This window comes from Natronorubrum sediminis, from assembly GCF_900108095.1.
Lineage (GTDB): Archaea > Halobacteriota > Halobacteria > Halobacteriales > Natrialbaceae > Natronorubrum > Natronorubrum sediminis.
This window is the reverse complement of sequence record NZ_FNWL01000002.1, coordinates 931,837-954,069: the sequence shown is the minus strand read 5'-3', so window position 1 is coordinate 954,069 and position 22,233 is coordinate 931,837. Positions and strand designations below refer to the sequence as shown.

20 protein-coding genes are annotated in these 22,233 nt (G+C 58.1%); 11 read left to right on the top strand and 9 right to left on the bottom strand.

Annotated elements, in window-relative coordinates; genetic code table 11:
* Nucleotides 1-16 precede the first annotated feature (16 nt).
* Entirely contained in the window at nt 17-637 is a 621-nt protein-coding gene (locus tag BLW62_RS11905; protein ID WP_090507243.1) for a phosphoribosyltransferase, read from the bottom strand.
* Between the two features lie 160 nt (nt 638-797).
* On the opposite strand from BLW62_RS11905, the gene BLW62_RS11900 reads away from it, so the two are divergent.
* The 3 genes from BLW62_RS11900 to BLW62_RS11890 all read left to right on the top strand — a co-directional run bounded on the left by BLW62_RS11900 (nt 798) and on the right by BLW62_RS11890 (nt 2,747).
* Nucleotides 798-1,574: an NAD(P)H-hydrate dehydratase gene (locus tag BLW62_RS11900; protein ID WP_090507242.1), complete on the top strand. Its 777-nt coding sequence runs from the start codon at nt 798-800 to the stop codon at nt 1,572-1,574.
* Nucleotides 1,575-1,694: 120 nt separating this feature from the next.
* Complete coding sequence (locus BLW62_RS11895; RefSeq protein WP_090507241.1) at nt 1,695-2,369, top strand: class I SAM-dependent methyltransferase; 675 nt, start codon at nt 1,695-1,697, stop codon at nt 2,367-2,369.
* A gap of 99 nt (nt 2,370-2,468) precedes the next feature.
* Entirely contained in the window at nt 2,469-2,747 is a 279-nt protein-coding gene (locus BLW62_RS11890) for a hypothetical protein (protein WP_090507240.1), read from the top strand.
* 30 nt (nt 2,748-2,777) lie between these two features.
* Here the strand turns inward: BLW62_RS11890 and BLW62_RS11885 are convergent, their stop codons facing one another.
* A complete protein-coding gene (locus BLW62_RS11885) occupies nt 2,778-3,614 on the bottom strand; it encodes a lipoate--protein ligase family protein (RefSeq protein WP_090507239.1) in 837 nt (278 codons plus the stop codon).
* 279 nt (nt 3,615-3,893) lie between these two features.
* Between BLW62_RS11885 and BLW62_RS11880 the strand changes: the two genes are divergently transcribed.
* Both BLW62_RS11880 and BLW62_RS11875 read left to right on the top strand, forming a co-directional pair.
* Nucleotides 3,894-4,805, top strand: coding sequence for a serine/threonine-protein kinase RIO2 (locus tag BLW62_RS11880; protein WP_090507238.1), 912 nt, complete (start codon nt 3,894-3,896; stop codon nt 4,803-4,805).
* A 1,082-nt stretch (nt 4,806-5,887) separates the two neighbouring features.
* Nucleotides 5,888-6,508, top strand: a complete 621-nt coding sequence (locus BLW62_RS11875; protein WP_090507237.1) for a hypothetical protein — start codon at nt 5,888-5,890, stop codon at nt 6,506-6,508.
* A gap of 5 nt (nt 6,509-6,513) precedes the next feature.
* On the opposite strand, the gene BLW62_RS11870 is transcribed toward BLW62_RS11875, so the two are convergent.
* The 3 genes from BLW62_RS11870 to BLW62_RS11855 form a co-directional block, all read right to left on the bottom strand.
* Nucleotides 6,514-10,131: an Eco57I restriction-modification methylase domain-containing protein gene (locus BLW62_RS11870; RefSeq protein ID WP_090507236.1), complete on the bottom strand. Its 3,618-nt coding sequence runs from the start codon at nt 10,129-10,131 to the stop codon at nt 6,514-6,516.
* 256 nt (nt 10,132-10,387) lie between these two features.
* Nucleotides 10,388-10,831 carry a phospholipase D-like domain-containing protein gene (locus BLW62_RS11865; protein ID WP_175459733.1) on the bottom strand — a complete coding sequence of 148 codons (444 nt, stop codon included), beginning with the start codon at nt 10,829-10,831 and terminating at the stop codon, nt 10,388-10,390.
* A 698-nt stretch (nt 10,832-11,529) separates the two neighbouring features.
* A complete protein-coding gene (locus tag BLW62_RS11855) occupies nt 11,530-13,062 on the bottom strand; it encodes a S8 family peptidase (RefSeq protein WP_090507234.1) in 1,533 nt (510 codons plus the stop codon).
* A gap of 318 nt (nt 13,063-13,380) precedes the next feature.
* Between BLW62_RS11855 and BLW62_RS11850 the strand changes: the two genes are divergently transcribed.
* The 3 genes from BLW62_RS11850 (at nt 13,381) to BLW62_RS11840 (ending at nt 15,320) form a co-directional block, all read left to right on the top strand.
* Entirely contained in the window at nt 13,381-13,914 is a 534-nt protein-coding gene (locus tag BLW62_RS11850) for a hypothetical protein (RefSeq protein ID WP_090507233.1), read from the top strand.
* 217 nt (nt 13,915-14,131) lie between these two features.
* Nucleotides 14,132-14,722, top strand: a complete 591-nt coding sequence (locus tag BLW62_RS11845; RefSeq protein ID WP_076580938.1) for a 50S ribosomal protein L15e — start codon at nt 14,132-14,134, stop codon at nt 14,720-14,722.
* A gap of 163 nt (nt 14,723-14,885) precedes the next feature.
* Nucleotides 14,886-15,320, top strand: coding sequence for a universal stress protein (locus tag BLW62_RS11840; RefSeq protein WP_090507232.1), 435 nt, complete (start codon nt 14,886-14,888; stop codon nt 15,318-15,320).
* A 65-nt stretch (nt 15,321-15,385) separates the two neighbouring features.
* Here BLW62_RS11840 and glmS read toward each other — a convergent pair whose 3' ends face one another.
* The 3 genes from glmS to thrS form a co-directional block, all read right to left on the bottom strand.
* Nucleotides 15,386-15,835 carry a methylaspartate mutase subunit S gene (gene glmS, locus BLW62_RS11835; RefSeq protein WP_090507231.1) on the bottom strand — a complete coding sequence of 150 codons (450 nt, stop codon included), beginning with the start codon at nt 15,833-15,835 and terminating at the stop codon, nt 15,386-15,388.
* Between the two features lie 184 nt (nt 15,836-16,019).
* Nucleotides 16,020-16,733 carry a phosphoribosyltransferase family protein gene (locus BLW62_RS11830; RefSeq protein ID WP_090507230.1) on the bottom strand — a complete coding sequence of 238 codons (714 nt, stop codon included), beginning with the start codon at nt 16,731-16,733 and terminating at the stop codon, nt 16,020-16,022.
* Nucleotides 16,734-16,944: 211 nt separating this feature from the next.
* The gene (gene thrS, locus BLW62_RS11825) at nt 16,945-18,900 is read right to left on the bottom strand and encodes a threonine--tRNA ligase (RefSeq protein WP_090507229.1); all 1,956 of its coding nucleotides are present in this window, start codon (nt 18,898-18,900) and stop codon (nt 16,945-16,947) included.
* Nucleotides 18,901-19,153: 253 nt separating this feature from the next.
* On the opposite strand from thrS, the gene BLW62_RS11820 reads away from it, so the two are divergent.
* Together BLW62_RS11820 and BLW62_RS11815 are read left to right on the top strand one after the other, a co-directional pair.
* A complete protein-coding gene (locus tag BLW62_RS11820) occupies nt 19,154-19,855 on the top strand; it encodes an HAD family hydrolase (RefSeq protein ID WP_090507589.1) in 702 nt (233 codons plus the stop codon).
* Entirely contained in the window at nt 19,852-20,493 is a 642-nt protein-coding gene (locus BLW62_RS11815) for a class II aldolase/adducin family protein (RefSeq protein ID WP_090507228.1), read from the top strand. Before BLW62_RS11820 ends, BLW62_RS11815 begins: the two co-directional genes overlap by 4 nt.
* A gap of 73 nt (nt 20,494-20,566) precedes the next feature.
* Here BLW62_RS11815 and pyrE read toward each other — a convergent pair whose 3' ends face one another.
* Nucleotides 20,567-21,094 carry an orotate phosphoribosyltransferase gene (gene pyrE / locus BLW62_RS11810; RefSeq protein WP_090507227.1) on the bottom strand — a complete coding sequence of 176 codons (528 nt, stop codon included), beginning with the start codon at nt 21,092-21,094 and terminating at the stop codon, nt 20,567-20,569.
* Nucleotides 21,095-21,246: 152 nt separating this feature from the next.
* Here pyrE and BLW62_RS11805 point away from each other — a divergent pair, with 152 nt between their 5' ends.
* Nucleotides 21,247-22,230, top strand: coding sequence for an alpha/beta hydrolase (locus tag BLW62_RS11805; protein ID WP_090507226.1), 984 nt, complete (start codon nt 21,247-21,249; stop codon nt 22,228-22,230).
* Nucleotides 22,231-22,233 lie beyond the last annotated feature (3 nt).

Below are 22,233 nucleotides of genomic sequence, written 5' to 3'. Positions count from 1 at the left end.
TCGACGAGTCCGTGTTTTATTCGAGGTACCCGATCGCCTCCTCGTCGCTCACCTGATCGAACACGCGATAGTACTGTCCGACGGCACGAAACGACTGTGGCGTCTCGAGGGCGATCACCTCGTCCGCTTCGTCTCGGAGGTCGTCGACGCCACGGGGTGAGCCGACCGGCACTGCGAGTACGACGGACGCTGCGTCGCTCGCTTGCACCTGTCGAAGGCAAGCCGTTGCAGTCGCACCCGTTGCAACGCCGTCGTCGACGACGATCACTCGCTTTCCCTCGAGATCCGGCAATCCCTCGATCTCTCGATATCGATCCGCTTTCTCGCTCGCGTTCGCCGCCTCCCGTTCCCGAACGGTCTCGAGGTACTCGTTACCGACCGAAAGTCGCCCGAGGAGGTCGTCGTTGTACCAGACGCTGCCGTCGCTCGCGACGGCACCGATCGCCAACTCCGGATTGCTCGGCGCACCCATCTTCCGGGCGACGACCACGTCGAGGTCGGCATCCAGTGCGTCCGCGACCGGTCTGGCGACGGGGAGTGCACCGCGGGGAATTCCGAGGACGATATCGGCCTCGAGCCCGCGGGACTCGAGTTCGGCAGCGAGTCGCTCGCCCGCGTCGGTTCTGTCGGCGAACATGGCTCTAGTTACGCGGCCGATCACCTATGTTTTGGTGTAGCATACGACGGGACGGTGGTATAACGGATCCGCGGTGGCGACTCGAGAATTTGTGGGTATACCCGTCCAAACCAGAACTCGCCTGCCGAAGGGCTACCTCGCGGGGCTTTCGACGTGTCGTATGAGCAGACTCCAGCGAACGCTGTCGAATATTTCAGAAGAGACCGGCACCGACAACGGGCGCGTGGGCATCGTTGCGGGGGCGACCGAGTATCCGAATCAGCCCGCGCTGGTCGGGCGCGCAGCGCTCCGAAGCGGGTCCGATCACGTCCGAGCGTTCGTGCCCGATCCGATATACGAAATCGTCGCGAGTCACGACCCGAACCTGCTCGTCGACCGATACGCGGGCGAACAGTTCGAACAGACCGCCGTCGAACGCACTCGCGAGATGTGTGAGTGGGCCGACGCCCTCGTCGTCGGGCCCGGACTCGTCGACGCCGAACCGGTCGCCGTTCGGGAGGTGATCGACACCGTCGACATCCCGATTGTCGTCGACGCCCTCGCCATCGAACCCGCACTCGAGGTGGACCTCTCGAATTCGATTCTCACGCCGAGCGGGTCGGAAGACGACCCGATTCGGGAGGAGTACGGCTCGCTCGAGGCGTTTTCGACGGAAACGGGTGCCGTGTTGACGTTGACCGGCGACACCGACGAAATCGTTGCAAACGGGGACCGCATCCGCAACGAGACGGGGACGTCGGCGCTGACGGTCGCCGGAACCGGGGATACGCTGGCCGGAATCACCGCGTCGCTGCTCGGACAGGGGGCTGATCGCAGCGACGCCGCGGAATTGGGCGCGTGGGTCCTCGGCAAGAGCGGCGAGTTAGCCACCGCCGAGTACGGCCCGGGCGTGCTCGCGACCGACGTCATCGACCGCATTCCGGACACGATTCGGTAATTCGAGAGCGGCGAGCCTATTCGAGCGAGGATCTGTTGTGTCACGGCCCGCATCTGTCGCGTTCACCGTCCTCGAATCGGGGAAACGAGTATCAGGCACTCGGCCGTTACTTCGAACGAGATGTCCGACTCGAGTACACGGCCGGCCGAACACGCGGACGACGAAATCTCACACCCACTCTTCGCGAAACTCTACGACGTCCTTCCCCAGTCGATTCTGTTCGAACCCCACCGCGAGTACCTCGCTCGCGACCTCTCGGGTCGCGTCCTCGAACTCGGCTGCGGGACGGGCGACATGTTTCCGTCCATCGTCGAACACGCGACTGCCTCCCTCGAGTATCACGCGATCGAACCCGACCCACATATGCGTAAACGTGCCCGCAAACGGGCGGGTGAAACTGGTCTCGCGGTCGACCTTCGCGGCGCTCGTGCCGAGTCACTCCCCTATCCCGACGACTACTTCGACGTCGTGATCGCCAGCCTCGTCTTCTGTACGATTCAGGATCCAGACGCTGCACTCGAGGAAGCCCTGCGAGTGCTCGAACCTGGCGGCGAGTTTCGCTTTCTCGAGCACGTCCACGCCGACGGCTGGCGAGGGTCCGGCCAGGAACTGCTCAACCCACTCTGGGCACACACCGCGGGCGGCTGTCAGCTCACGCGCGAAACGATCCCTCGGTTCGTCTCCCACGAAGCGGTTACCGTCGAGGAAATCGAGCGACTCGACCTCGGTTTCTTCCCGGTCGCCCCGTTCATTCGCGGAACGCTTCGTCGAAAACGAGGGAGTACGCTTGAGTAGGGTTCTCGGTGACTGTCTCGAGTGACTCCCCCACCCGTCGTTCACCACCCGGAACCTGCAGGTGCAACCGTTTCCCGCCAGTCCCTTCAAGCGTAATATATGTCCGAACCGGACCGAGAACCAACGGAAAAGCCCACCACCTCACAGGAGGAAGCCGAGGCGGAAGGGCACTGGATGGCCCGATACGGGATCGGGATCGCCGTCGTCTCGATCTTCACGTTACTGTTGATCGTCATCGCGGCGATGCAGTTTACCGGCGTCGTCGACGTGTTCGCACCGATCGCCGACACCGAAGGCCAACAGTGGGGCGTCTTCTTCGTCCTCGCACTGATCGTGCTCATCGTCGGTGGCTGGAGCTGGAAGGCGATCATCAGCTAAGCACAGCCTCTCTCAGCCCTTTTTTCAGCGTTAGTGTTCTTCAGCCTCGAGAACCTCTCGGTCGCGAATCCACGCGTCCGAACCGAACTTCCGATCCGCTAAGTCGCGCGCTGCCTCGATTTCGCTAGATCGCCACGTCCCTTCTTCGGCCCCACACCACTCGGCCAGTGCCGTCGCGAGCGCGTCGACAGCCGCGTCGCGATCGATACCGACCTCGTCCCGAATGCTCGTAACTCGCTCGTCGAACGCGCCCGTCTCGAGGTCCGTGTCGAACACTCCGACGTGGTGGTCGCTCTCGAGGTCGTAACTGATCGATCCGTGCTGGATGACGACATCTCGCTGGCGATACTGGGCATTGCCGCTGATTTTCTTCGCGTCTGCACCGGTACTCGCCGGCGCAACGACGTCGTGAGCCGGGTTGATGTCCCGGAGGTAACAGGAGGGCTGGTAGATCGACGGCTGTTCGGCGCTCGCGAAGTCCGCGTCGACACCCATCCGTCTGAGTCCCTCGAGAATCGGTTCGCAAAACAGTTCGTAACACGCCATCAGATCGCCGGGGACCTCCGCTGCGGGCGCGACGATCGTGTAGGAAATATCTGCGTCGCGATCGTGGTAGATCCCGCCGCCACCCGTCTGTCGTCGAGTGACGTCGATCCCATTTCGCTCGCAGTACTCCCAGTCTACCGTCTCCGGGTCCTGTCGATAGCCAAGCGAGAGCGTACTTGGCTCCCACGAGTAGACGCGAACGGTTCGGAGGTCGTCCTCGAGGGCAGTTCGTGCGGCCACCTCTTCGACGGCCATCTGGAGTGGTCCCTCACGCGGATCATCCCGGATTAGCCGCCAATTTTCCTCGGCGAGGTCGCTCATACTACGGTACTCGCGAGCGAGCGAGTTAGGAATTGCGACGAGCGGTGCTGTCCGGCCGGCGTTCGTAACGCACTGATAGTCGGAGGCCGAGTCGCATTTAATATCTTCATATTTGGTTTATCGGTGTGGTCCGTCGGCAGACTATTCGACTCGAAGCCGCCCTTAAAGGGCGAGAGATGGTCGAATGCACACGACCGGCAGAAAAATCGAACGCGCTCGGGCTCGCACTCGAGGGCCACGTCACGACGCTTTTACGTACTCGCCGGCTATCAGGCGGATATGGTCCGGAACGTTGCCGGTCTTCTACCGGAACTCGAGGCCGAAGACTACTATCTCCTCTCTGGGGTCGAACAGGGAATGCGCTTTTCCGAGTGGGTCCAACGGGGGAAGCTACCGAAGTTCGCGAATCTAACCGAAGAGGAAGTCGACTATCGACTCGAGCGCTGTCTCAAACGGGGGTTAGTCGAGAAGAAGACGATCCAGTACGAGGGGTACACGCTCCAGTTCGAGGGCTACGATACCCTCGCCTTACGTGCACTCGTCGAACGCGATACGATCAGCGAGTTCGGTGCGCCACTGGGCGTCGGCAAGGAAAGTGACGTCTACGAGGTCAAATCCTACAAACCACACGCGCTGAAGTATCACCGCGAGGGCTACACGAACTTCCGCGAGGTGCACAAAGAACGCGATTACACGTCGGACAACGACCACGTCTCCTGGATGTACACCGCGCGCAAGGCCGCCGAGCGAGAGTACGGTATCCTCGAGGAACTCTATCCTGACGTCTCGGTTCCACGTCCCATCGATCAGAACCGTCACGCAATCGTGATGGAGAAGATGGACGGCGTCGAGCTTTCCCAGACGAAACTCGAGACTGATCAGGTACTCGGCGTCCTCGACTTACTCCTCTCCGAAGTTGCCAACGCGTACGCGAACGGGTACGTCCACGCGGACATGAGCGAGTACAACGTCTTCGTCAGCGAAGAGGGCGTGAAAATCTTCGACTGGCCACAGGCCGTTCCGACCGACCACGAAAATGCAGCCGAGTTTCTCCGACGCGACTTGCGTAATATTGTCGGATACTTCCGACGGAAGTACCCTCAGCACGTTCCAGACGATATCGCTACCGACGAACTGGCTGAGTCGGTCGCCGACGAATCGTTCGTGACGGTGACCAATCTCGGCGCGTAAACGAAGAAAAACGAGCCATCACTGCCCTGATCGAGCCACGCACCCCGACGTTGACATTCGACGGCTCTCGGTGGCTGAATTTGGTTTCGAAACGAGTACTCGAGCGGTGTCTTCGACCGCGACGGGACGGTCATCACAGTGTCTTCTCGTGACGGGGATATCGACGAGGAGACAAAGGGGAAGTGGTGACGAGTGCCCTATCAACGGCTAGAGTAGCCACTGCACGTCAGTGTACACCAGGTCGCTGGACACGTCGACGATCAGGCGTACATGGGTTCAGGTATTCTTCTCGCCGTTCCGATCGTGAGTCTACGACAGTTTTCTCGAAGGCGACCCTGCATTGTTGTGCTGTTGGTGACGTGCCTGAGCCAATCTGTGTCTTGTTGGTCCGCCAATTTAGACTATAGATGATTTCACCCATGAGAGGGGCTGCACGGCGAGGTTTGTAGCGATAGAATATCGGCTGGTCAGCCAACATAAATCATATAATGCAATATGGAATCGAGGGACACTACACGTTCGGAGGGACGAGTGTACAAAACGATACGTGATTTACACTAGCGCTGTTAGCTACGGCTCAAACTATGACACCACTCCCCCAACAATCACATGTTGAACGTACTACCGGGTCGAATGCGGAACCTCTGTCTCTCACCTCACCTGTCGCACATCTTCTCGACAGATATCGTTCAGTCGTACCCCTACAGCCGGTTTTGCGAGGAATTTAGTTTCTTTACAGTAAGGAGTCTGCTCATATTCCCTGTGATGTCAACCGTATCAGACGCGAAATGAAGAGCACGCGTGGTGACTGTCGTCGGACCCCCACCAGGGCTACAAACCCCACAGAATCCGTTACGTGGGTAGATGCAAGCATTATCGGTCTGAGGCTGGGCGGAAGTCTCTCCACCGTAGGTTCATCTGTGCCGTCATCAATTTCTACGGGAAACAGATGCGAGTCACGTGAATCTTACGGCTGGTGTCCAAAGGTGAACGGAGTTATGCGACTCGTTCTATGACAGGGGGTATTCAATTTACCTCTCCAACCTTTGGTATTATATTGTTTCATTTGAATCGATCATTAAATGTCTAGTAAGAAACTGGCTAAGGAAGATGCGACGGAAGTCCTCTTCGTGAAAGAGGCATTAGGCAATGATCCTACCTTCGGTGTTAACGTGGAACGCCTGCTGCACCATCCAGAAATGGGCTGGGTACTATTTGAATTTCTGAAACTCGGCGGACCGTTTTCTGATCCACCATACAAATGGAGGGACCGACTCGACATTCATGCAAGCCACCCGAACAATTATTGGCACAAAAACGGACGAAAGTTCGTGTCGCTGTGGCAGCTGACAAAAGCACTTGACGGCGTGCTCTTTCTCGTGAACTACTCGGTAAGAGAGGCTGAATCAGAAGACGGTGTACCGGACGATTGTATCCCCCAGCCCTATATCCGAATTCCCCCAGGAACCGACGAGGAGGAGAAAGTTTACTACTACATTGCGAAAGATAAGGGAGCTCACGTCATACAAGTCAACGACATTGACCTCAGCGCTGATTTCGATGATTACCATGCTGAACCCATCGATACACAGCCAATTCCAGAATCAGAGAACGGGATGGATTGGGATGAGTTTAGCACGTGGTTCCGGAAGATCAACCGCGAAAGTAGTAGTGACCCTCGAGACGTCATTAATCTCCGCTGAGGACTTTAGAGGACTTCCTCGATGATCTCTCTCTCGTGTGAATTCGATATTTGTTCAGTATCCCATTGCGAGACAGCGTTGGCTGTTGAGTCCACTACGGTTTCGATTTCGTCCCAGTACTGTTCTGGACTGCCGTTCCGGTTGGCGAACTGTTCAGTATAGAACTGGTTAAACAATTCCTGAAGCCGTTTAGTCTCTGCCCCTTCGCCTCCGACAGTAGTACACCAACGGTTGATCGTTTCTGAGTGGATGTCTAAGTACAGAGAGCTGAGAATTGCGTTCAGACTGGTCTGTAGGGTTGTTATTTGTTCTGAAAGATCCCGGTTGGAGTCGTGGTTCAGTTGTTTGGCTAGCGTAAGTGCCCACGCGAGATGTGCTACTGGGGTTTCGATGTTAGAGGGAACCGCTGGGATCGGGATCGGTTTAGAGTACTGCCCGTCCATCACCCGTGCACTCTCCGTTGTTTCTGAGAAAATTGCTTTCTGTAGGTAGTAGGAGGCACACGGGTGGTTGAGTGCTGCGTATACGAATGCGACCTCCTCCGGACTGCTGTCTGCGAGGGGCACATTTACGAGCTTCTCCGTACCCACTACCTCTCCATTTGCGTCGATCCACGCCCGGAGTCGGGTGCCACGGAGTACCTTCAACATGACGCGAGGAACGGCGTACTCGGTAACGGAGTCCTGGTAGTCACTGAGGTCCTTGTGCCAGATATCCTCCAAGTAGAACTCCTGAACCCACGGGTTTTTGTTGATGTAGTGGTCGTCGCCATCGGCCAACTTCTTTTTCTTGCTATCCGGGATGTACAACTGCCTCGTCGTGTCTTCGGTAGACATTACGTCGCCAAGACGACGGTCGTGAGAGCGCAGCCGTTCCAGAACGTCGTTCTGATCGTCGGTTATCGGTCGGAAAATGATGGTTTTCGAGTCCATCATAAATTCCTGGTCCACCCACCCAAGGTGGACTGGCTGGTTCGCAGTCGTACTTCGAAGGTCTCTACTCCGGTGTACAGTTGGGACACTTGTCCGGCCATTGCTGCCGAGAGTATTGACTATGGCAATGGTTTCGAGATTCACTCCGACGAACCCGAGTCCGACATCGAAGACATGCTTGAATTCGGTTTCTTCCAGCAGTCGTTCCCGAATGTCGGACCACGAACTGTAGAAGGCTATGCTCTTGTTGACGATGTAAGAGATGACTCCCTGTTCATGCACGAGGTCCAGTGCTCGTTCGTAGAACCACTCACAGGAGTCGTTCGTCCCTTGGCATTCGTAGTTAGCCTCGTTCTTCAACAAGGGTTCCTCTTCCGGGCTCACGGACGCCCCGTAGGGTGGATTGCTGATGATGACGTCGAACCCGCCGTCTTTCATGAACACGAGCGGGAATTCGAGCGGCCAGTGGCACGCATCCAGTTTGTCTTCTCGGAAGTCTTGTCCGGCGTACTCCCGTTCGATGAGAACACTCCAATCGTCTGGGTCTGAGAAGTGCTCCCGGAGTTGGTCGAAGATGTTCTCGACATCCTGCTTATTGAGTGTCGGGCTGTCCAACCGTGCCTTGTATTTGTACGTGGTGAACTCCTGACTTTCCAAATATTCGTCAACGGATTCGGGTATCCCGTCCGGGATTTTGATGCTGAGTGTCGTGGAGGATTGTGGGGCCGCATTCAGACTGTCCCATGCTGCACTCACGTCATCAACGTGATCAGAAATCGAGAGACGATTGTTGTTCGAATCGCTCTGAGCTCCTGCGTACCACGTATCGAGATCTTCTTTCAGGTCGTCGTGGCGACGTTCGAGCTTACGCTTCGTCTCTTTCTCGGGGTCAGTAGCTTCTCTATAGTCACGAACATCTTCCCCATATTGCCGTAGTTGGTTCTCCATCGTAGAAGAACCCAAAGTGTGCTGTTTCCCGGTTGCTGTAGCGGTTTCAGTGAACCCGAGCAGGCTGTTTCCGGTTCGGATGTTGAACGTGATGTCCGGCAAGGGTGGGATCTCGTCACGTTCGTCTACGGGTGCCCCTTCGGTTGTTGCTACTGGAGTCGCGCTTATCAGCCACAGCCACAGCCGTAGCTTACAGATTTCCGTTGCCCCCTCTAGGATGTCTACACCGAAGATGTTCTGAGCGATGATCTGTCGCCGGAGTACGTACTCATCGGTGTTAGGTCGGCACATCGACCGCCACCCGAACAGCGTGTTCGCTACTGCGAGAGCAAATGAGCCGCTCCCGACCGCGGGATCACACACTTTCAACTCTTGTAGCTTCAAATCTAGGTACTCCAAGACTTCCGGGGAGGCTTCGTAAGCCTCGTAAAGGACGTCGAAGCCGTCCTTCTGGTTAGATTCAACTGTCTCGGTTTGGTTCTCACCAGCCCGGTACAGGTCGTCAGGATTGAGGGCTGTCGGTGCTTTTCCTTCGTCGAGGTCTTCGTCAATCTTCTCCAGTAGGCCTTCCCACAGCGCACGGCGGGCTTTGAAGTCGGTTATGTCCTCACCGGTGTAGTACGCACCGACCTCACTGTTACCCTCGGAGAGCAGGTCGTTTCGCTCGGAAGCGTCTAAATCACTAAGCCGGACGTCATCGCCTACTTTACTCACCGAAATGACGAACTTCTCGTAGATGTACCCCAAGACGGCCGGGGTGAGGTTTCCGACGGTGTCTGCTTCATCTTCGTCTGTCCCCTCTAGTCCGTCCAGAAGCCAGTTGTACTCGTTGAGTTCGCTGATTAGTGCGTCCCAGTCAAAGTCTTCTACGACGAGTTCTTCATCCTCGAAGACGATGGTTCCGTCCGTAGTGGTGAGGTCCTGCGGCTGGAAGATCCCGCCGTTTAGGTACGGGACGTAGAGCCAGTAGGAACCGGTGAATTTGACGTCGTTGGTGTTTCGGGAGTTCAGTCGGTCGAAGAAGATGGTTTGGAGGAGCGTCCAGAAGTCATCGTGCTCGTCCACGAGCGTATTGAACACGCGGTCCGTTTTCCTTGGAACCATCTCCTTGGAATCGTTCACGGGGATAACGACGCCGCGTTCAACGAGGAAGTAGAGGAAAATCAAGCGGTCGATGATTCGTTGAGCGGAAAGGAGCTCCTCTTGCTTACTGAGCGTGTATCCGCTCTTAGTGGTGAGAGAACTTGCAAGGTTGGAGCGGTGGTCCCAGAGTTCTCGGTAGAAGCGGTCAACAACGTCCTTGTAGTCGAAAAGGACGTTGATGTCTCCAGAGACCTGTTCCAGTTTATCGAGTTTATTTCCTGCCGATGTACCGGTGTGGATGTTGGGGTTGTAGATGAACTGGAAGTTCCCCCGGGACGCACGGAATACTTGAACACGGTTGGTTTTCGGGTCAAAGAACCAGAAGTACTGCAGACGGGTTCTCCGCTTCAGTTCCTGCGCGATTTTCTTCGGCGTATCCTGGGGGACATCTGCCATCGGGAACTCGAAGTACGCGATCCGTACAGAGCCCTCAATACTGAATCGGTACTTGACATCGTGATCAGAGTCGTACGCGACGGTATCCGATGTAGGTTCCTCGAAGTACCCCGCACTCACCAAGTATTCATACCCATAATCACCGCCGACGTTTTCCGTAGGTGTCGCGTCCAGCGTATTCGAATAGCTCATTTCGCTAGTCATTGTTCTGGTATTCGATGACAGCCTTCACTTCGCTTTCTCCGGACTTGCCCGCCCCTTTCTCGGACATTTGAATAATTGTTTGCCATTCTGGTGAGTTGCGAATTTCGTTGTTCGGGTTCGCCGTCCAACTGTAATCCTCTTCTTGAATCGACGTTAGGTTGTCCACCAGGCTATTTCGTTGGGGGGACTGTGTACGTGTCTACTTCCAATCGTCCCCGGACAGCACTTAGTGTCTCTATCATTTCTTCGTCAGAAATCAGACCCGTTTTGGGTGGAACTTACGTTCGGTGATAACCCGGAAATCAACCAAGTCCCGTTTGATGAACTGTCGAAGAACTTTGATTGCTTCGTCATCGTACTCAATGACCTGATCGGTGACAAGAGAGAGCAAGATTGATTTCGTTGGGTTGGAGGTTTCTGGCCCCATTACAACCCTGATGGGTGCCTCAGTCCCCCAGTCTGGATATTCGATTTGACTGATGGCGTCCGTCTCAATCAATTCTTGAAAGGAGTCTGCGATCGTTTCAAATCCGGAGAAAAAGAGAAATCCCGTTCCAATATCCATTCGGAAACTGTTCGAACGGTCTTCCTCAATTGCCTTCTTCAGGTAGTGTTCAAAGACATCTTGGACACTGCCCTCCTTCTCATCCGTTAACAAGCCAGCATTGTTATCGATAACCCGGTTTCCAATATCCCTCATCGGTTCTCTTGCTCTTTTAGAAGTGACTTGATGACTGAATCAAGTGACGTGTGGTCTTCTTCGTCTTTGATTTCTTCCAGACGTTTTTTCGTCCACTCTTGGACTTTAATCGTTGGCATGAGTGTGAGATTGGAGGACCATTCCATAAATGTATTGTCGAGGTGTCATTCCAGTTCCTCGAGAGTATACCAGTAGTACACTTATGTGCCTCCCTTAGTTGTCCCCTCGACATTTATTACAAATTAAATAATTAGAAGGGAAAAGCGACAAATTATCATTCCTGGTGCCTGTGCCGGATAAATATTGGAAACTTGTAATGTGGTCTGTGCCGGGTGGCAGTTCATGCGTTGAAACGGCCTGCGTCCGAAGCGTTCGATAATTACGGTCGATTCAGTTTCGCTGACCGATTAGACCCGTTGGTGACGATGCTTGACTTCCTGACGTCAGCGTTGGTGCTGCTATTCTGTGATAGTGGGCTCGAACCGCTTGATTTCCGTGTTTTCCTGACTCTCGTTAGCGACGCGTATTTCGTTCTTACCGGCCATTCCTTGCTTTCTTATCAACTTCCATCAGTGATCTACGGATTCAGTGAGTTTCCTCCTGGCTGCGGGTTGAGGTCGACCACTACAAGCAATATTGTCAGCTAACTGGTTGTCCAGATTCTCCCCTCCGAACGTATCGGGATGCGCCGAGAACGGTTACTCGGCGTCGCTACTCGGTGCGATATCGATGTCGTCGAATGTCGCGAACGTTCCAGATTCGGTGTGTTCTATCGCCGCGAGCGCATCGACGTATCCTGCACCGACGGATTCGGCTGTGTAGGACTCGTGTCGTTGTTCGTCCGCGGTCGCCTCGAGCGTCACGAGAACGTCCATCGGATCGGGTGGCTCGTCGCCGTGTTCGATTGCCGCGTCGTAGACTAACGCGGCACAGCCAGCGGTGACGGGACAGGACATGCTAGTTCCGGACATTGGGCCGTAGTAGAGGTCTTCGTCTGGCTCGACGATGTTTAGCGGATCCACCGGGTTGAGCGTGCTCACCACGTCCTCACCCTTCGCGGTGACGCCGGTGCGGTAGAGACCTAGCGGACCGTCGATCTCGTCTTCGGGAACGTCGTCGAAGCGTTGCGTGAGGTTTTCGTATGCGAGCTCACGGTCGTGGTTGTCTTCGTCGAACGAGCCGTCTTGTGGTCGTCCGCGCGAAGAAAAGTCCGCGACGGCTTCCTCGTCGTCGGTTGCCCCAACGCCAAGGACGTGTGGTGCCTTCGCGAACTGGCTCAACGCCCCGTGGTCGGGGCCGTCGTTGCCCGCGGAGAACACCGGAAGGATCCCCGCGTCGTGAGCGTGCCACGTTGCAACGTTCGTCGGATCGTCGGGAACGAATGGTCGATCGTCTTCGACCGTCCCGTAGGAGTTCGAAATGACCTGGATATCGTGTTCCCCATCGCGCTGCCGGCTGAGAAGGTCGTCGTACGCTGCCACGACGAATACCATCAGGAGGCCAGCCAGCCCGGTCGAATACACCGTCAGATCGGCGTCCGGTGCCATCCCCGCGTACTCGCCGTCGCTCTTGCCACCGGTCGCGCCGACACTGCCGGCACAGTGCGTCCCGTGACCACTGCGATCGGTATCGAGGCTCCCGAGTTCTTCCCACCAGAGCGGTTCGTCCTGTACCTCGGGGATTCCGATGTATCGGTAGTTCGCTTCGAGATTGGCCTCGAGGTCCGAATGCGCACCATCGATACCCGAATCGATGATCGCGACGTGAACGTTCTCGCCGGTATAGCCCGTCTCGAGTCCGTCACCCGCCTGTACCGCGTCCGTGTCAGTGTCGCTCCGGGCATCGTCATTGTGGTACTCGAGTTCGTAATTCGAGGAGATGTATCGGACCTCGTCCCACTCGGCGACGAGTTCGATGAGTGATCCCGGTAGTTCAGCGTACGCGATCGGGAGGACGTCGAAGCCGATCGAGAGTTCCACATCGAGGGCCTCGAGACGGGTAACGTTCTCGTTTGACTCGAAGACGACGAGTACCTCCTGGAGTATCTCGCTACCGAGATCGAGGTCGTCGTCGACGAGCGTGTCACCGACGGCGGTGAGTCCCTCCAGTGCATCGCCGAGATTGAGGGCTGTTCCCGTGGCGGAGAGTGCAACGCTACCGGTAACTCCGGTACCGATTCCTGTGAGTACTGTACGTCGAGTTCGTCGATTGGTTGAGTCGTCGGGTTGCATCGTATCCCGTATCGCCTCCCTTGTTGTGACTTGGTAACTATTGTCTCAGTAACTAGTTTCAGACTGTACAAATCGGAACCGAGAACGTTCAGTTTTCGTCATCGGTTTCGAACTCGTTCTACTCGTGGTCGGTGGCTGTTCCGCCAGTATCGATGTGAGCACTACCGTTTTCGGAATTCGCGTTCTGACTGTCGACAGTAATCAACCACTGTCTCCGGCGAGCGTACTCGCTAGATCACTCCTTTGGTACGCGTACCGATAAGTAACCACTATCGACGAGTGATCAGTTTAATCCACCGTGGGGGCGTACGTCATAACATGGGTGTCAATAACATGCACACAACCGACGGTATCGGTACCTGGGGTGGTGGGTTCATTGGTGGCCTGGTTGCCGGAATCGCGATGGGACTTGTACTCCACTTCGGCGCGAACTTGGTCGAATTACTGGGTGGGCTTATTCCAGGAACGGGTGTGGCAGTCGCGGTCGGCTGGACCGTTCACCTGACGCTCAGCGTCGTCTTTGGACTGCTGTTCGCCGCTGTCGCCTCGAGGCCGATGGTGCAAGAACAGGTGACCACGTTCACCGACTACGTGATCGGGGGCTTACTCTTCGGGGCAGTCCTCGGTCTCTTTGCCGGGGGGCTCTTGTTTCCAGTCGCAATGCAGGGTGCCGGTATCGCGGCGTTTCCCCTTCCGTTCCTGCCAGTTCCGGGCGTCGCTGGAGAGTTGCTTAGTGCGCTCGTGTTTGCACTCGGTCACCTCGTTTACGGGTTGGTACTGGGCGCTGTGTTTGCGACGATCAACGGCGTCGCACCAGTTGGACTGCACAAGCGAGTCCCACTGGTACGTTGAACGGTTTATCGACACGTGCGGTGTGAGTCTCGGTGAATCCGTTCGCGGAGTTCGAAGCCCTTATACTCGAGAGTTGGCTACCAACACGTAGTCTCGCTGAGTCGCGGGCATCAGTGGGCACCTGTTCGGCGGTCGACGCCACCACAGGTCGGGATGTGATCCGCGGGGAATCGGCCCCGGTCGGGATTGAACCAGGAAACGCCCGCGGTGAATACCAATGGCAAAAAGCTTCTATTCCCACATCAAGGACGCGTGGAAAGACCCCGACGACGGCAAACTCGGCGAACTGCAGTGGCAGCGAAAACAGGAGTGGCGCGATCAGGGCGCAATCGAGCGCATCGATCGACCGACGCGCCTCGACAAGGCTCGAGAGCTCGGTTACAAGGCCAAACAGGGCATCATCGTGGTTCGCGTCTCGGTTCGGAAAGGGACGGCTCGCAAAGAGCGTTTCACCGCCGGCCGCCGAACGAAACGCCAGGGTGTCAACCGTATCGGACGGCGCAAGAACATCCAGCGTATCGGTGAGGAACGCGTCTCGCGAAAGTACCCCAACCTGCGCGTGCTCAACAGCTACTGGGTTGGCGAAGACGGCTCCCAGAAGTGGTTCGAAGCGATCCTCGTCGATCCGAACCACCCGGCGATCGAAAACGACGACGACCTCAACTGGATCTGTGGCAACAGCCACCAGAACCGTGCCTTCCGTGGCCTGACCAACGCGGGCAAGGCAAACCGCGGACTCAACAACCGTGGCACGGGTGCCGAGAAGGTCCGTCCGTCGAACAACGGCGGCAAGGGTCGCGGCAAGTAACGCCGTCGAGATTCCAGACTACTGCAGATTTCGTTTTTCGGACTCGAGAACGAATCAGCTTCGGCGAGATCCACCCGTAGCGAAACGAACGTATTCGACCGAAAGTGTCGAGTGTCGAAATGAACCCGAGGCTTATCTTGATGGACGGTCTATTTCTGGACACATGGCACAACATGTCCTCGTTCCCGTAGACGACTCGAATCGCTCGATGCAGGCACTCGAGTTTGCCTGTCGGGAGTATCCTGACGCCACGATCACGGCGTTGCACGTCCTCGACCCGGGTGATTTCTACGCCGCGACGGGGATCGAAGGCGGTGCGATGGCAAACTACGACGAGATCCAACAACATCACGAAACGCAAGCAGAGAACCTCTTAGAGCAAGCCCAAACGCAGGCGAGAGAGTACGGCGTCGATATCGAGACGGATCAGGTTATCGGCGGCATTTCCCGATCGATCGTCGAGTACGCCGACGAACACGACGTCGACCACGTCGCCGTCGGAAGCCACGGACGAACGGGTGCGAGTCGAATTCTCCTCGGAAGCGTCGCAGAAAAGGTTGCTCGTCGCTCACCGGTTCCAGTCACGATCGTCCGATAACACCGAATCCACCTACCGTTCGCGTCCTCTCTCCTAACGGACTCGAGGCGAGGTCGTACGCCTCGTTATGCGGAAATCGTTTGGCTTTCTCGTTCGGATTCCGAAGAGCGCATGTCCAGATCGGCACGCAGTGCTTCGATCGCGTCTTCGGGATCGGTTTCGGAGTTGAAGACCCGGTCGAAGCCCATCTCTCGGAAGTGTTTTCGAGTGTTCTCGAAGTCGTCCTGACCGACAGCGAGGTTGCCTCCGATGTAGGTCGTGACGTCTTCGAGTCCGGCGTCGACGATCTGCTGGTGAAAGCCCTCACAGTCCTGTTTCGCGTGACCGTAGAGTGAGGAGACGAGTACAGCCTCTGCGTCGTGCTTGGTCGCGGCATCGACGAAATCCTCTTGGGACGTTTGCACGCCGAGGTTGACGACGTCGAATCCGGCCGCCTCAAACGCTCGTTCTAAGATGGTAATTCCGACGACGTGGGCGTCGGACCCGATCACGCCGAGGATGACTGTCTTCGTCATGGTCGTACTCCTACCGAAGACGGGGACCACCATAAACCTAATGATTAATAATGTGCTAGCCGTTCGCACACTTCCCGTTCACGGTCGAAACGAGAACCAACGGTAATTCGACGGCGACCGAGACTCATGGCCCTGAATTGGCGGCCGCCGGTCGATTCGGGGTAACGATACGCGACGGCGTCGGTCAGTAGACGGTGGTCAGGGCACCGACTGGCGCATCAGTTTGCTCGCGTGCGCGTTGCATTCCTTCTTCACCCGCTGCGATGAGTGCGAACACGCCGGCGGCGTCGGCGTCGGCAGTCTCGACGATATCGAGCAACAGCTCTTGTGTCTCACCCGAGCGGATGAGGTCGTCGACGACGAGCACCGCGTCACCGTCGTCGATCGCGGATTCGGGGAGATAGTAGGTGAGTTCGATTCCGGATTGTAGGCGCTCTCGAGCCTCGATGAACTCCTCGACGGCGGTCTCCTTTCGCTTTTTCGCGTAGACACACCGAGTTCCGTAGTAGCTCGCGAGCGACGCAGCGAGCGTAATTCCGTCCGTTGCGGCCGTGAGAACCACGTCGGGTCGCTCGAAGTCGAACCCGTTGGCGACGACGGGGGCGACGAGGTCGAGAAACGGTTGATCGAAGACTGCGGCGGAGTTATCCACGTAGCCTTCGTCGTCGACGCGAATACGCGCCTCGAGTTCCCCACTCAGGGCTTCGTGGCCGAGTTCTTCGACGACGTCTCGTGCGCGTTCGGTTCCCGGAAGGACGTGGCCGTTGACGTAGCGGTTGAGATCTCCCGCCGGAAGCCCCGTCGTCTCGGCGAGTTCGTCGTAGGTTCGCGTCTCTTTCAACATTCGCAAGACATCGACAGCCCGCAACTGGAGGGCGGCCTTCTCAGCTCGGTTCATACTAGGTATGCACGATGCTGCAACTATGGGTATTTCGATCGAATCGTCCGCTCAGATCCTCACGTATGTGGTGTGTTCACTCGTGGACGGTTCGTTGTCCGGTAGAATCGGTATCGCTTCTTACTGAGAGCGTGAGTCGCGTCAGGGCATCCGTACGGCCGGTGAGCGTTTCACCGCAGTAGCGAACGGTCACATCGTGTTGGCGGACGTCTTACTCCTGCAGAAAGTCCGGTTCCGTCCGCTGCTCGTCGCGCTCGCTCTCGAGATGGGCTCTGAATTCCTCGATTTCGACGTCGTACTCCTGATCCTCGAAGCGATCCCGGACCGAGATGTTGCCGTCTTCTTCCTCGTTGTCGCCGACGATGATCTGATAGGGGACGCGGTCGTCGTGGGCCGCACGGATCTTGCGCTCGAGCGTGCTATCGCGGCCGTCGACTTCGACGCGGAAGTCGTCGAACTCGTTCGCGACTCGGTGGGCGTAGCCGAGGTTATTGTCCGAAATCGGGAGCACGCGAACCTGCTCGGGTGCGAGCCACAGCGGGAACCGTCCCTCGTAGTGCTCGATGAGCATCATGAAGAAGCGCTCGTAGCTGCCGTAGAGCGCGCGGTGGATCATGACGGGTTGGTGTTCCTCGTTGTCCTCGCCGACGTAGTCGAGGTCGAAGCGCTCGGGCATGTTGAAGTCGAGTTGGACCGTCGGGCCGTCCCACGAACGACCGATCGCGTCCTCGAACGCGAAGTCGATCTTCGGGCCGTAGAACGCGCCGTCACCCTCTTCGATCTCGTACTCCTGATTGCGCGCCTCGAGGACGTTCTCGAGTTGTTCCTCCGCGCGCTCCCAGATTTCGTCGCTGCCGACGGATTTCTCGGGGCGCGTCGCGAGCGCCATCTCGTAGTCGAGGTCGAACGTCTCTAAGACGTCCGTGATCATGTCCATGATCTGTTCGACTTCGCTGCGGATCTGGTTGGGACGGATGAACAGGTGGCCGTCGTCGATCGTAAAGGCCCAGACGCGCGAGAGGCCCGACAGCTCTCCGCGCTGTTCTTTTCGATACACTTTGCCGTTCTCGGCGTAGCGAATCGGTAGATCACGGTACGACCAGGATTGGTCCTGGAAGATCGCGGCGTGACCGGGGCAGTTCATCGGCTTCAGGCCGAATTCGTCGTCGCCGACGTCGAAGATGAACATGTCGTCGGCGTAGTTCTCGTAGTGACCAGAGCGGTGCCAGAGATCCGTCTTGAAAACGTGGGGCGTCTCGACGTAATCGTAGCCCGCGTCCTGGTTGAGTTCCTCGACGAAGTCCTCGAGTTCCTTCAGGACCGTCTTTCCCGGCGGGTGATAGAGCGGAAGGCCGGGGCCGGTCACGTCCTGAATCGAGAAGAGGTTCATCTCGTTACCGATGCGGCGGTGATCTCGCTTTTCGGCTTCTTCCTTGCGCTCGACGAACTCCTCGAGGTCGCTTTCGTCCTCGAAGGCCGTCCCGTAGATTCGCGTCTGCATCGTGTTCTCCTCGTCGCCGCGCCAGTACGCGCCGGCGATCTCGAGCAGTTTTACGACGCCGATTTCGCCGGTCGAGTCGACGTGCGGGCCGGCACAGAGGTCCTCCCACTCGCCCTGTTTGTAGAACGAGACGGTGTCGTTCTCGTCGGCGAACTCAGAGAGGAGTTCGAGTTTGTACGGTTCGTCGGCGAGTCGTTCCTCGGCCTCCTCGATCGAGACGTCCTCGCGTTCGATCTCGTAGTCTTTCGCGATGATCTCCTCGATCTCTCGCTCGAGGTCTGCGAGGTCTTCTTCGTCGATCTCGAGGTTGTCGAAGTCGTAGTAAAAGCCCTCGTCAGTCGGCGGGCCGATGGCCAGTTTGACCTCGTCTTCGTCGTACAGGCGTTCGACTGCCTGTGCGAGGCAGTGCGACGCCGAGTGACGCATGACCTCGAGGGCCTCCTCGCTTCCCTCGGTGACGATCTCGAGTTCGACGCCGTCGTAGACGGGTGCTTCCTTGGCGACGAGGTCGCCGTCGAGTTTCCCGGCGACCGTGTCGCGGCCGAGACCGGGACCGATCTCGTAGGCGCAGTCCTCGACCGTGGCGTCGGATGCGACGGCGAGTTCCGAGCCGTCTGGCAGTACGACCGTAATCTGTTCTTGGGAGTGGGAATCTGATTCTGACATTGGTATGGCTATCGCTGGGTGGTGAACTTCACAGAGAAGTTCGGTCGAGCGTCCGCGGGTACCGCTCGACTGTGAATCCGGCGTGACACAGCGAGCAGCAGGTGGGAGTTAGAAGCGGGCGAGAGCCCCTGTAAAGCGGACACCTACCATCGTAGCTACGAGTTGTCTCGAGCGGGATAAAAGCGTTGTGATGGTCTACGAGTCGACGTTTCGGACCGATACTCGTTTTTCGCCTCGTGACTCACTGGGGTGTATGATGGTAAACGCCGTGCTCTTCGATCTCGACGACACGTTGTATCCATACTCGCCCTGCCGGGATGCGGGCCTCGAGGCGGCCCGCAAAACCGCCCGCAAGTTAGGCTACGACTTCGACCGCGAGTCGTTCGACGAGTTCTACCAGACCGGACGCCTCGAGGTCAAACGCGAACTCTCGGGAACGGCGGCCACCCACGAGCGGTTCATCTACTTCAAGCGCGCGCTCGAGGAACGTACCGACGAATCGAGACCTAGTGACGCCCTGGCGCTCGGTGACGCGTTCTGGGAGTCCTACCTCGAGGAGATGGCGCTCTTCCCCGGCGTCGAGGAGACCCTCGAGACGCTGCAGTCGGCGGGAATCGACGTCGCTATCACGACCAACCTGACGACTCGAATTCAGCTCGCGAAGGTCGAGAAACTGGGACTCGAGCCGTACATCGACCTCCTGCTCACGTCCGAGGAGACGGGCCGGGAGAAGCCGGGATCGGTCATGTTCACCTTGCCGCTGGCCCGACTCGACCGTCGCGCCTCGGAGGCAGTGATGGTCGGCGACGACGTCCGAGCGGACATCGTCGGCGCGAACGCGGTCGGCCTCGAGACGGTACTGTGGAACGCCGACCCGGACGAATCGCTCGAGGGACGACGAGCGCCCGACCACAGGATAGATGCGTTCGAAGAGCTAACGGAGGTAGTACTGTGATTCTCGAGTCCGAGCGCCGACAGGTCGTCGAACACGCCGCTGAACTGGCCGAACTGACCCCCGCACGAACCGGGAATCTGAGCGTGCGTGAGGGTACTGACGGCGACGCCTTCGCAATCACGCCGACTGGGGTTCCCTACGACAGTTTTGACGCCACGGAGACGCCGGTCGTCGGCGTCGACGGTGAGCAACGCGACGGCGAGATGGCCCCCAGCAGCGAGGTCCCGATGCACAGCGCGATCTACCGACGGGAGGACGTGGGTGCGATCGTTCACACCCACTCGCCGTGGTCGACGGCGCTGGCGACCGCTCACCAGCCGCTACCGCCGATTCACTACATGATCGTCGCGGTCGGGAAACGGGTTCCCGTCGCCGAGTACGCCCCCTACGGAACCGACCAACTGGCCGAAAATATCGTCGAAGCCATGTCGGCGGCCGACTCGACCGCCGCGTTCATCGAAAACCATGGGTTGGTCGTCACCGCGCCGGATCTCGAGACCGCCCTCGAGAACACCCACCACGTCGAGAGTCTGGCACGACTGTACCTCGAGATCAGATCGGCGAGCCTCGAGCCCCGAACTTTGACCGACGAGCAACTCGAGACGGTCCTCGAGCAGTTCGAATCGTACGGGCAGTAACGGACGACGGCAAAGACGACAATTCGGTGGCGAGGATTCAGCCGCTTACTCACCTACTCGCTTACTCACTTACTCAGTCTCGATCCGCCAACAACTCGCTCGCCGTCACCAGCGACTCCATCTCGACATCGGCGGCTTCGACGTTCTCGCGACCGCCTTCTTCGCGGTCGACGACGACCAGTGCACGCTCGACGGTCGCACCCGCTTCTCGGAGCGCGTCGATGGCGTCGACGAGGCTCGTCCCCGTCGTCACGATGTCCTCGAGTACGACGACCTCTTCGCCGTCCTCGAGTCGTCCCTCGACGAGGTTGCCGGTGCCGTACTCTTTGCGCTGCTTGCGCGCGATGACGTAGGGAACTCCCGCTGCGACGCTCGTCGCTGCGGCGAGCGGAACGGCACCGAGTGCGACGCCGGCGAGTTTGTCGTCGTCGTCGACGCGCTCGGCGAAGGCTTCGGCGACGGTCTCGAGGCAGTCCGGGTCGGTCTCGAAGAGGTACTTGTCGACGTAGTACTCGCTCGTGTCTCCGTGGGCGAGGTCGAACTCGCCGAACTGGACGGCGTCTGCCTCGCGTAAGGCGTCGATGAGTGCCTGGTTCGTCATTGCTCGAAGGGCCGTTCCGCACCGAAATAAACGGTGTGGAACTCGCCGTCACCCTGAGTCCGGAGTATGCGGTGCGTTTCTACTCGCTCGAGCGTGACGCGGGTCGTCTCGCGAGGATATCTTTTTGTCGTCGTCGATGAAAATAGTGGGTTATGACACCATCTCGCGCACCGGAACCACACCCGAACATCAAGGCGTTCCTCGAAATGTACAACTCCCTCGACACGCCGGAGTTCACCGAGGTTTCACCACAGGAGGCTCGAGAGATGTTCGAGAAACTCCGCGTCGGCGGCGACCCCGTCTGCACGCTCGAGTCGGTCGACGACCGAACGATCGACGGACCCGATGGAGCGATCGACGTTCGGATTTACGAACCCGGACCGAGTGAAGGCGGACGCAATGGGCCTGAAGACGGCGACCGGCCACTGATCATGTACTTCCACGGCGGCGGCTGGGTCATCGGCAGTATCGACACGCACGATGACACCTGCCGAAAACTCGCGACGGAGACGGGGTATCCGGTCGTCAGCGTCGACTACCGACTCGCACCCGAACACCCGTTCCCGGCGGGTCTCACGGACTGTTACGCGGCGCTCGAGTGGGCGGTGGACGCAGCGCCGGCTCTCGGTGCCGATCCGGAGCGACTCGTACTGGCTGGCGACAGCGCGGGCGGGAATCTGGCGGCGGCGACGGCACTTCTCTCGCGGGACCGCGGCGGCCCCGACGTCGCCTATCAACTGCTGGTTTACCCCGGAACGGGCGACGTCACCAAGACGGCGGCCTACACCGAGAACGGCGAGGACTACTTCCTTACCACCGACGACATGACCTGGTTTCGCGAACACTACTTCGAGCACGAAATCGACCAAGGGAACGTCTACGCGATGCCACGCCTCGCGAACGATCTCTCCGGACTGCCGCCGGCGACGGTCGTCACGGCCGGCTTCGATCCGCTGCGCGACGACGGTGCGGCCTACGCCGACCGACTCGAGGAGGCGGGCGTCCCTGTCACCTATCGCAACTACGACGACATGATCCACGGCTTCTTCGGCATGATTTCGGATCCCGTCAACCTCGATCAGGCCCACGCGGCGTACGACGACGCCGTCGGTGACCTTCGCAGAAAGCTCGAGTAATCG

Bases quoted from the DNA above. Each gene is read 5' to 3' on its own strand.
- BLW62_RS11890 (WP_090507240.1), top strand. From the start codon at position 2,469: ATGTCCGAACCGGACCGAGAACCAACGGAAAAGCCCACCACCTCACAG.
- BLW62_RS11840 (WP_090507232.1), top strand. From the start codon at position 14,886: ATGGCACAACATGTCCTCGTTCCCGTAGACGACTCGAATCGCTCGATG.
- BLW62_RS11850 (WP_090507233.1), top strand. From the start codon at position 13,381: ATGGGTGTCAATAACATGCACACAACCGACGGTATCGGTACCTGGGGT.
- glmS (WP_090507231.1), bottom strand. From the start codon at position 15,835: ATGACGAAGACAGTCATCCTCGGCGTGATCGGGTCCGACGCCCACGTC.
- thrS (WP_090507229.1), bottom strand. From the start codon at position 18,900: ATGTCAGAATCAGATTCCCACTCCCAAGAACAGATTACGGTCGTACTG.
- BLW62_RS11900 (WP_090507242.1), top strand. From the start codon at position 798: ATGAGCAGACTCCAGCGAACGCTGTCGAATATTTCAGAAGAGACCGGC.
- BLW62_RS11805 (WP_090507226.1), top strand. From the start codon at position 21,247: ATGACACCATCTCGCGCACCGGAACCACACCCGAACATCAAGGCGTTC.
- BLW62_RS11830 (WP_090507230.1), bottom strand. From the start codon at position 16,733: ATGAACCGAGCTGAGAAGGCCGCCCTCCAGTTGCGGGCTGTCGATGTC.
- BLW62_RS11855 (WP_090507234.1), bottom strand. From the start codon at position 13,062: ATGCAACCCGACGACTCAACCAATCGACGAACTCGACGTACAGTACTC.
- BLW62_RS11905 (WP_090507243.1), bottom strand. From the start codon at position 637: ATGTTCGCCGACAGAACCGACGCGGGCGAGCGACTCGCTGCCGAACTC.
- BLW62_RS11870 (WP_090507236.1), bottom strand. From the start codon at position 10,131: ATGACTAGCGAAATGAGCTATTCGAATACGCTGGACGCGACACCTACG.
- BLW62_RS11895 (WP_090507241.1), top strand. From the start codon at position 1,695: ATGTCCGACTCGAGTACACGGCCGGCCGAACACGCGGACGACGAAATC.
- BLW62_RS11820 (WP_090507589.1), top strand. From the start codon at position 19,154: ATGATGGTAAACGCCGTGCTCTTCGATCTCGACGACACGTTGTATCCA.
- BLW62_RS11885 (WP_090507239.1), bottom strand. From the start codon at position 3,614: ATGAGCGACCTCGCCGAGGAAAATTGGCGGCTAATCCGGGATGATCCG.
- BLW62_RS11845 (WP_076580938.1), top strand. From the start codon at position 14,132: ATGGCAAAAAGCTTCTATTCCCACATCAAGGACGCGTGGAAAGACCCC.
- pyrE (WP_090507227.1), bottom strand. From the start codon at position 21,094: ATGACGAACCAGGCACTCATCGACGCCTTACGCGAGGCAGACGCCGTC.
- BLW62_RS11880 (WP_090507238.1), top strand. From the start codon at position 3,894: ATGGTCCGGAACGTTGCCGGTCTTCTACCGGAACTCGAGGCCGAAGAC.
- BLW62_RS11875 (WP_090507237.1), top strand. From the start codon at position 5,888: ATGTCTAGTAAGAAACTGGCTAAGGAAGATGCGACGGAAGTCCTCTTC.
- BLW62_RS11865 (WP_175459733.1), bottom strand. From the start codon at position 10,831: ATGAGGGATATTGGAAACCGGGTTATCGATAACAATGCTGGCTTGTTA.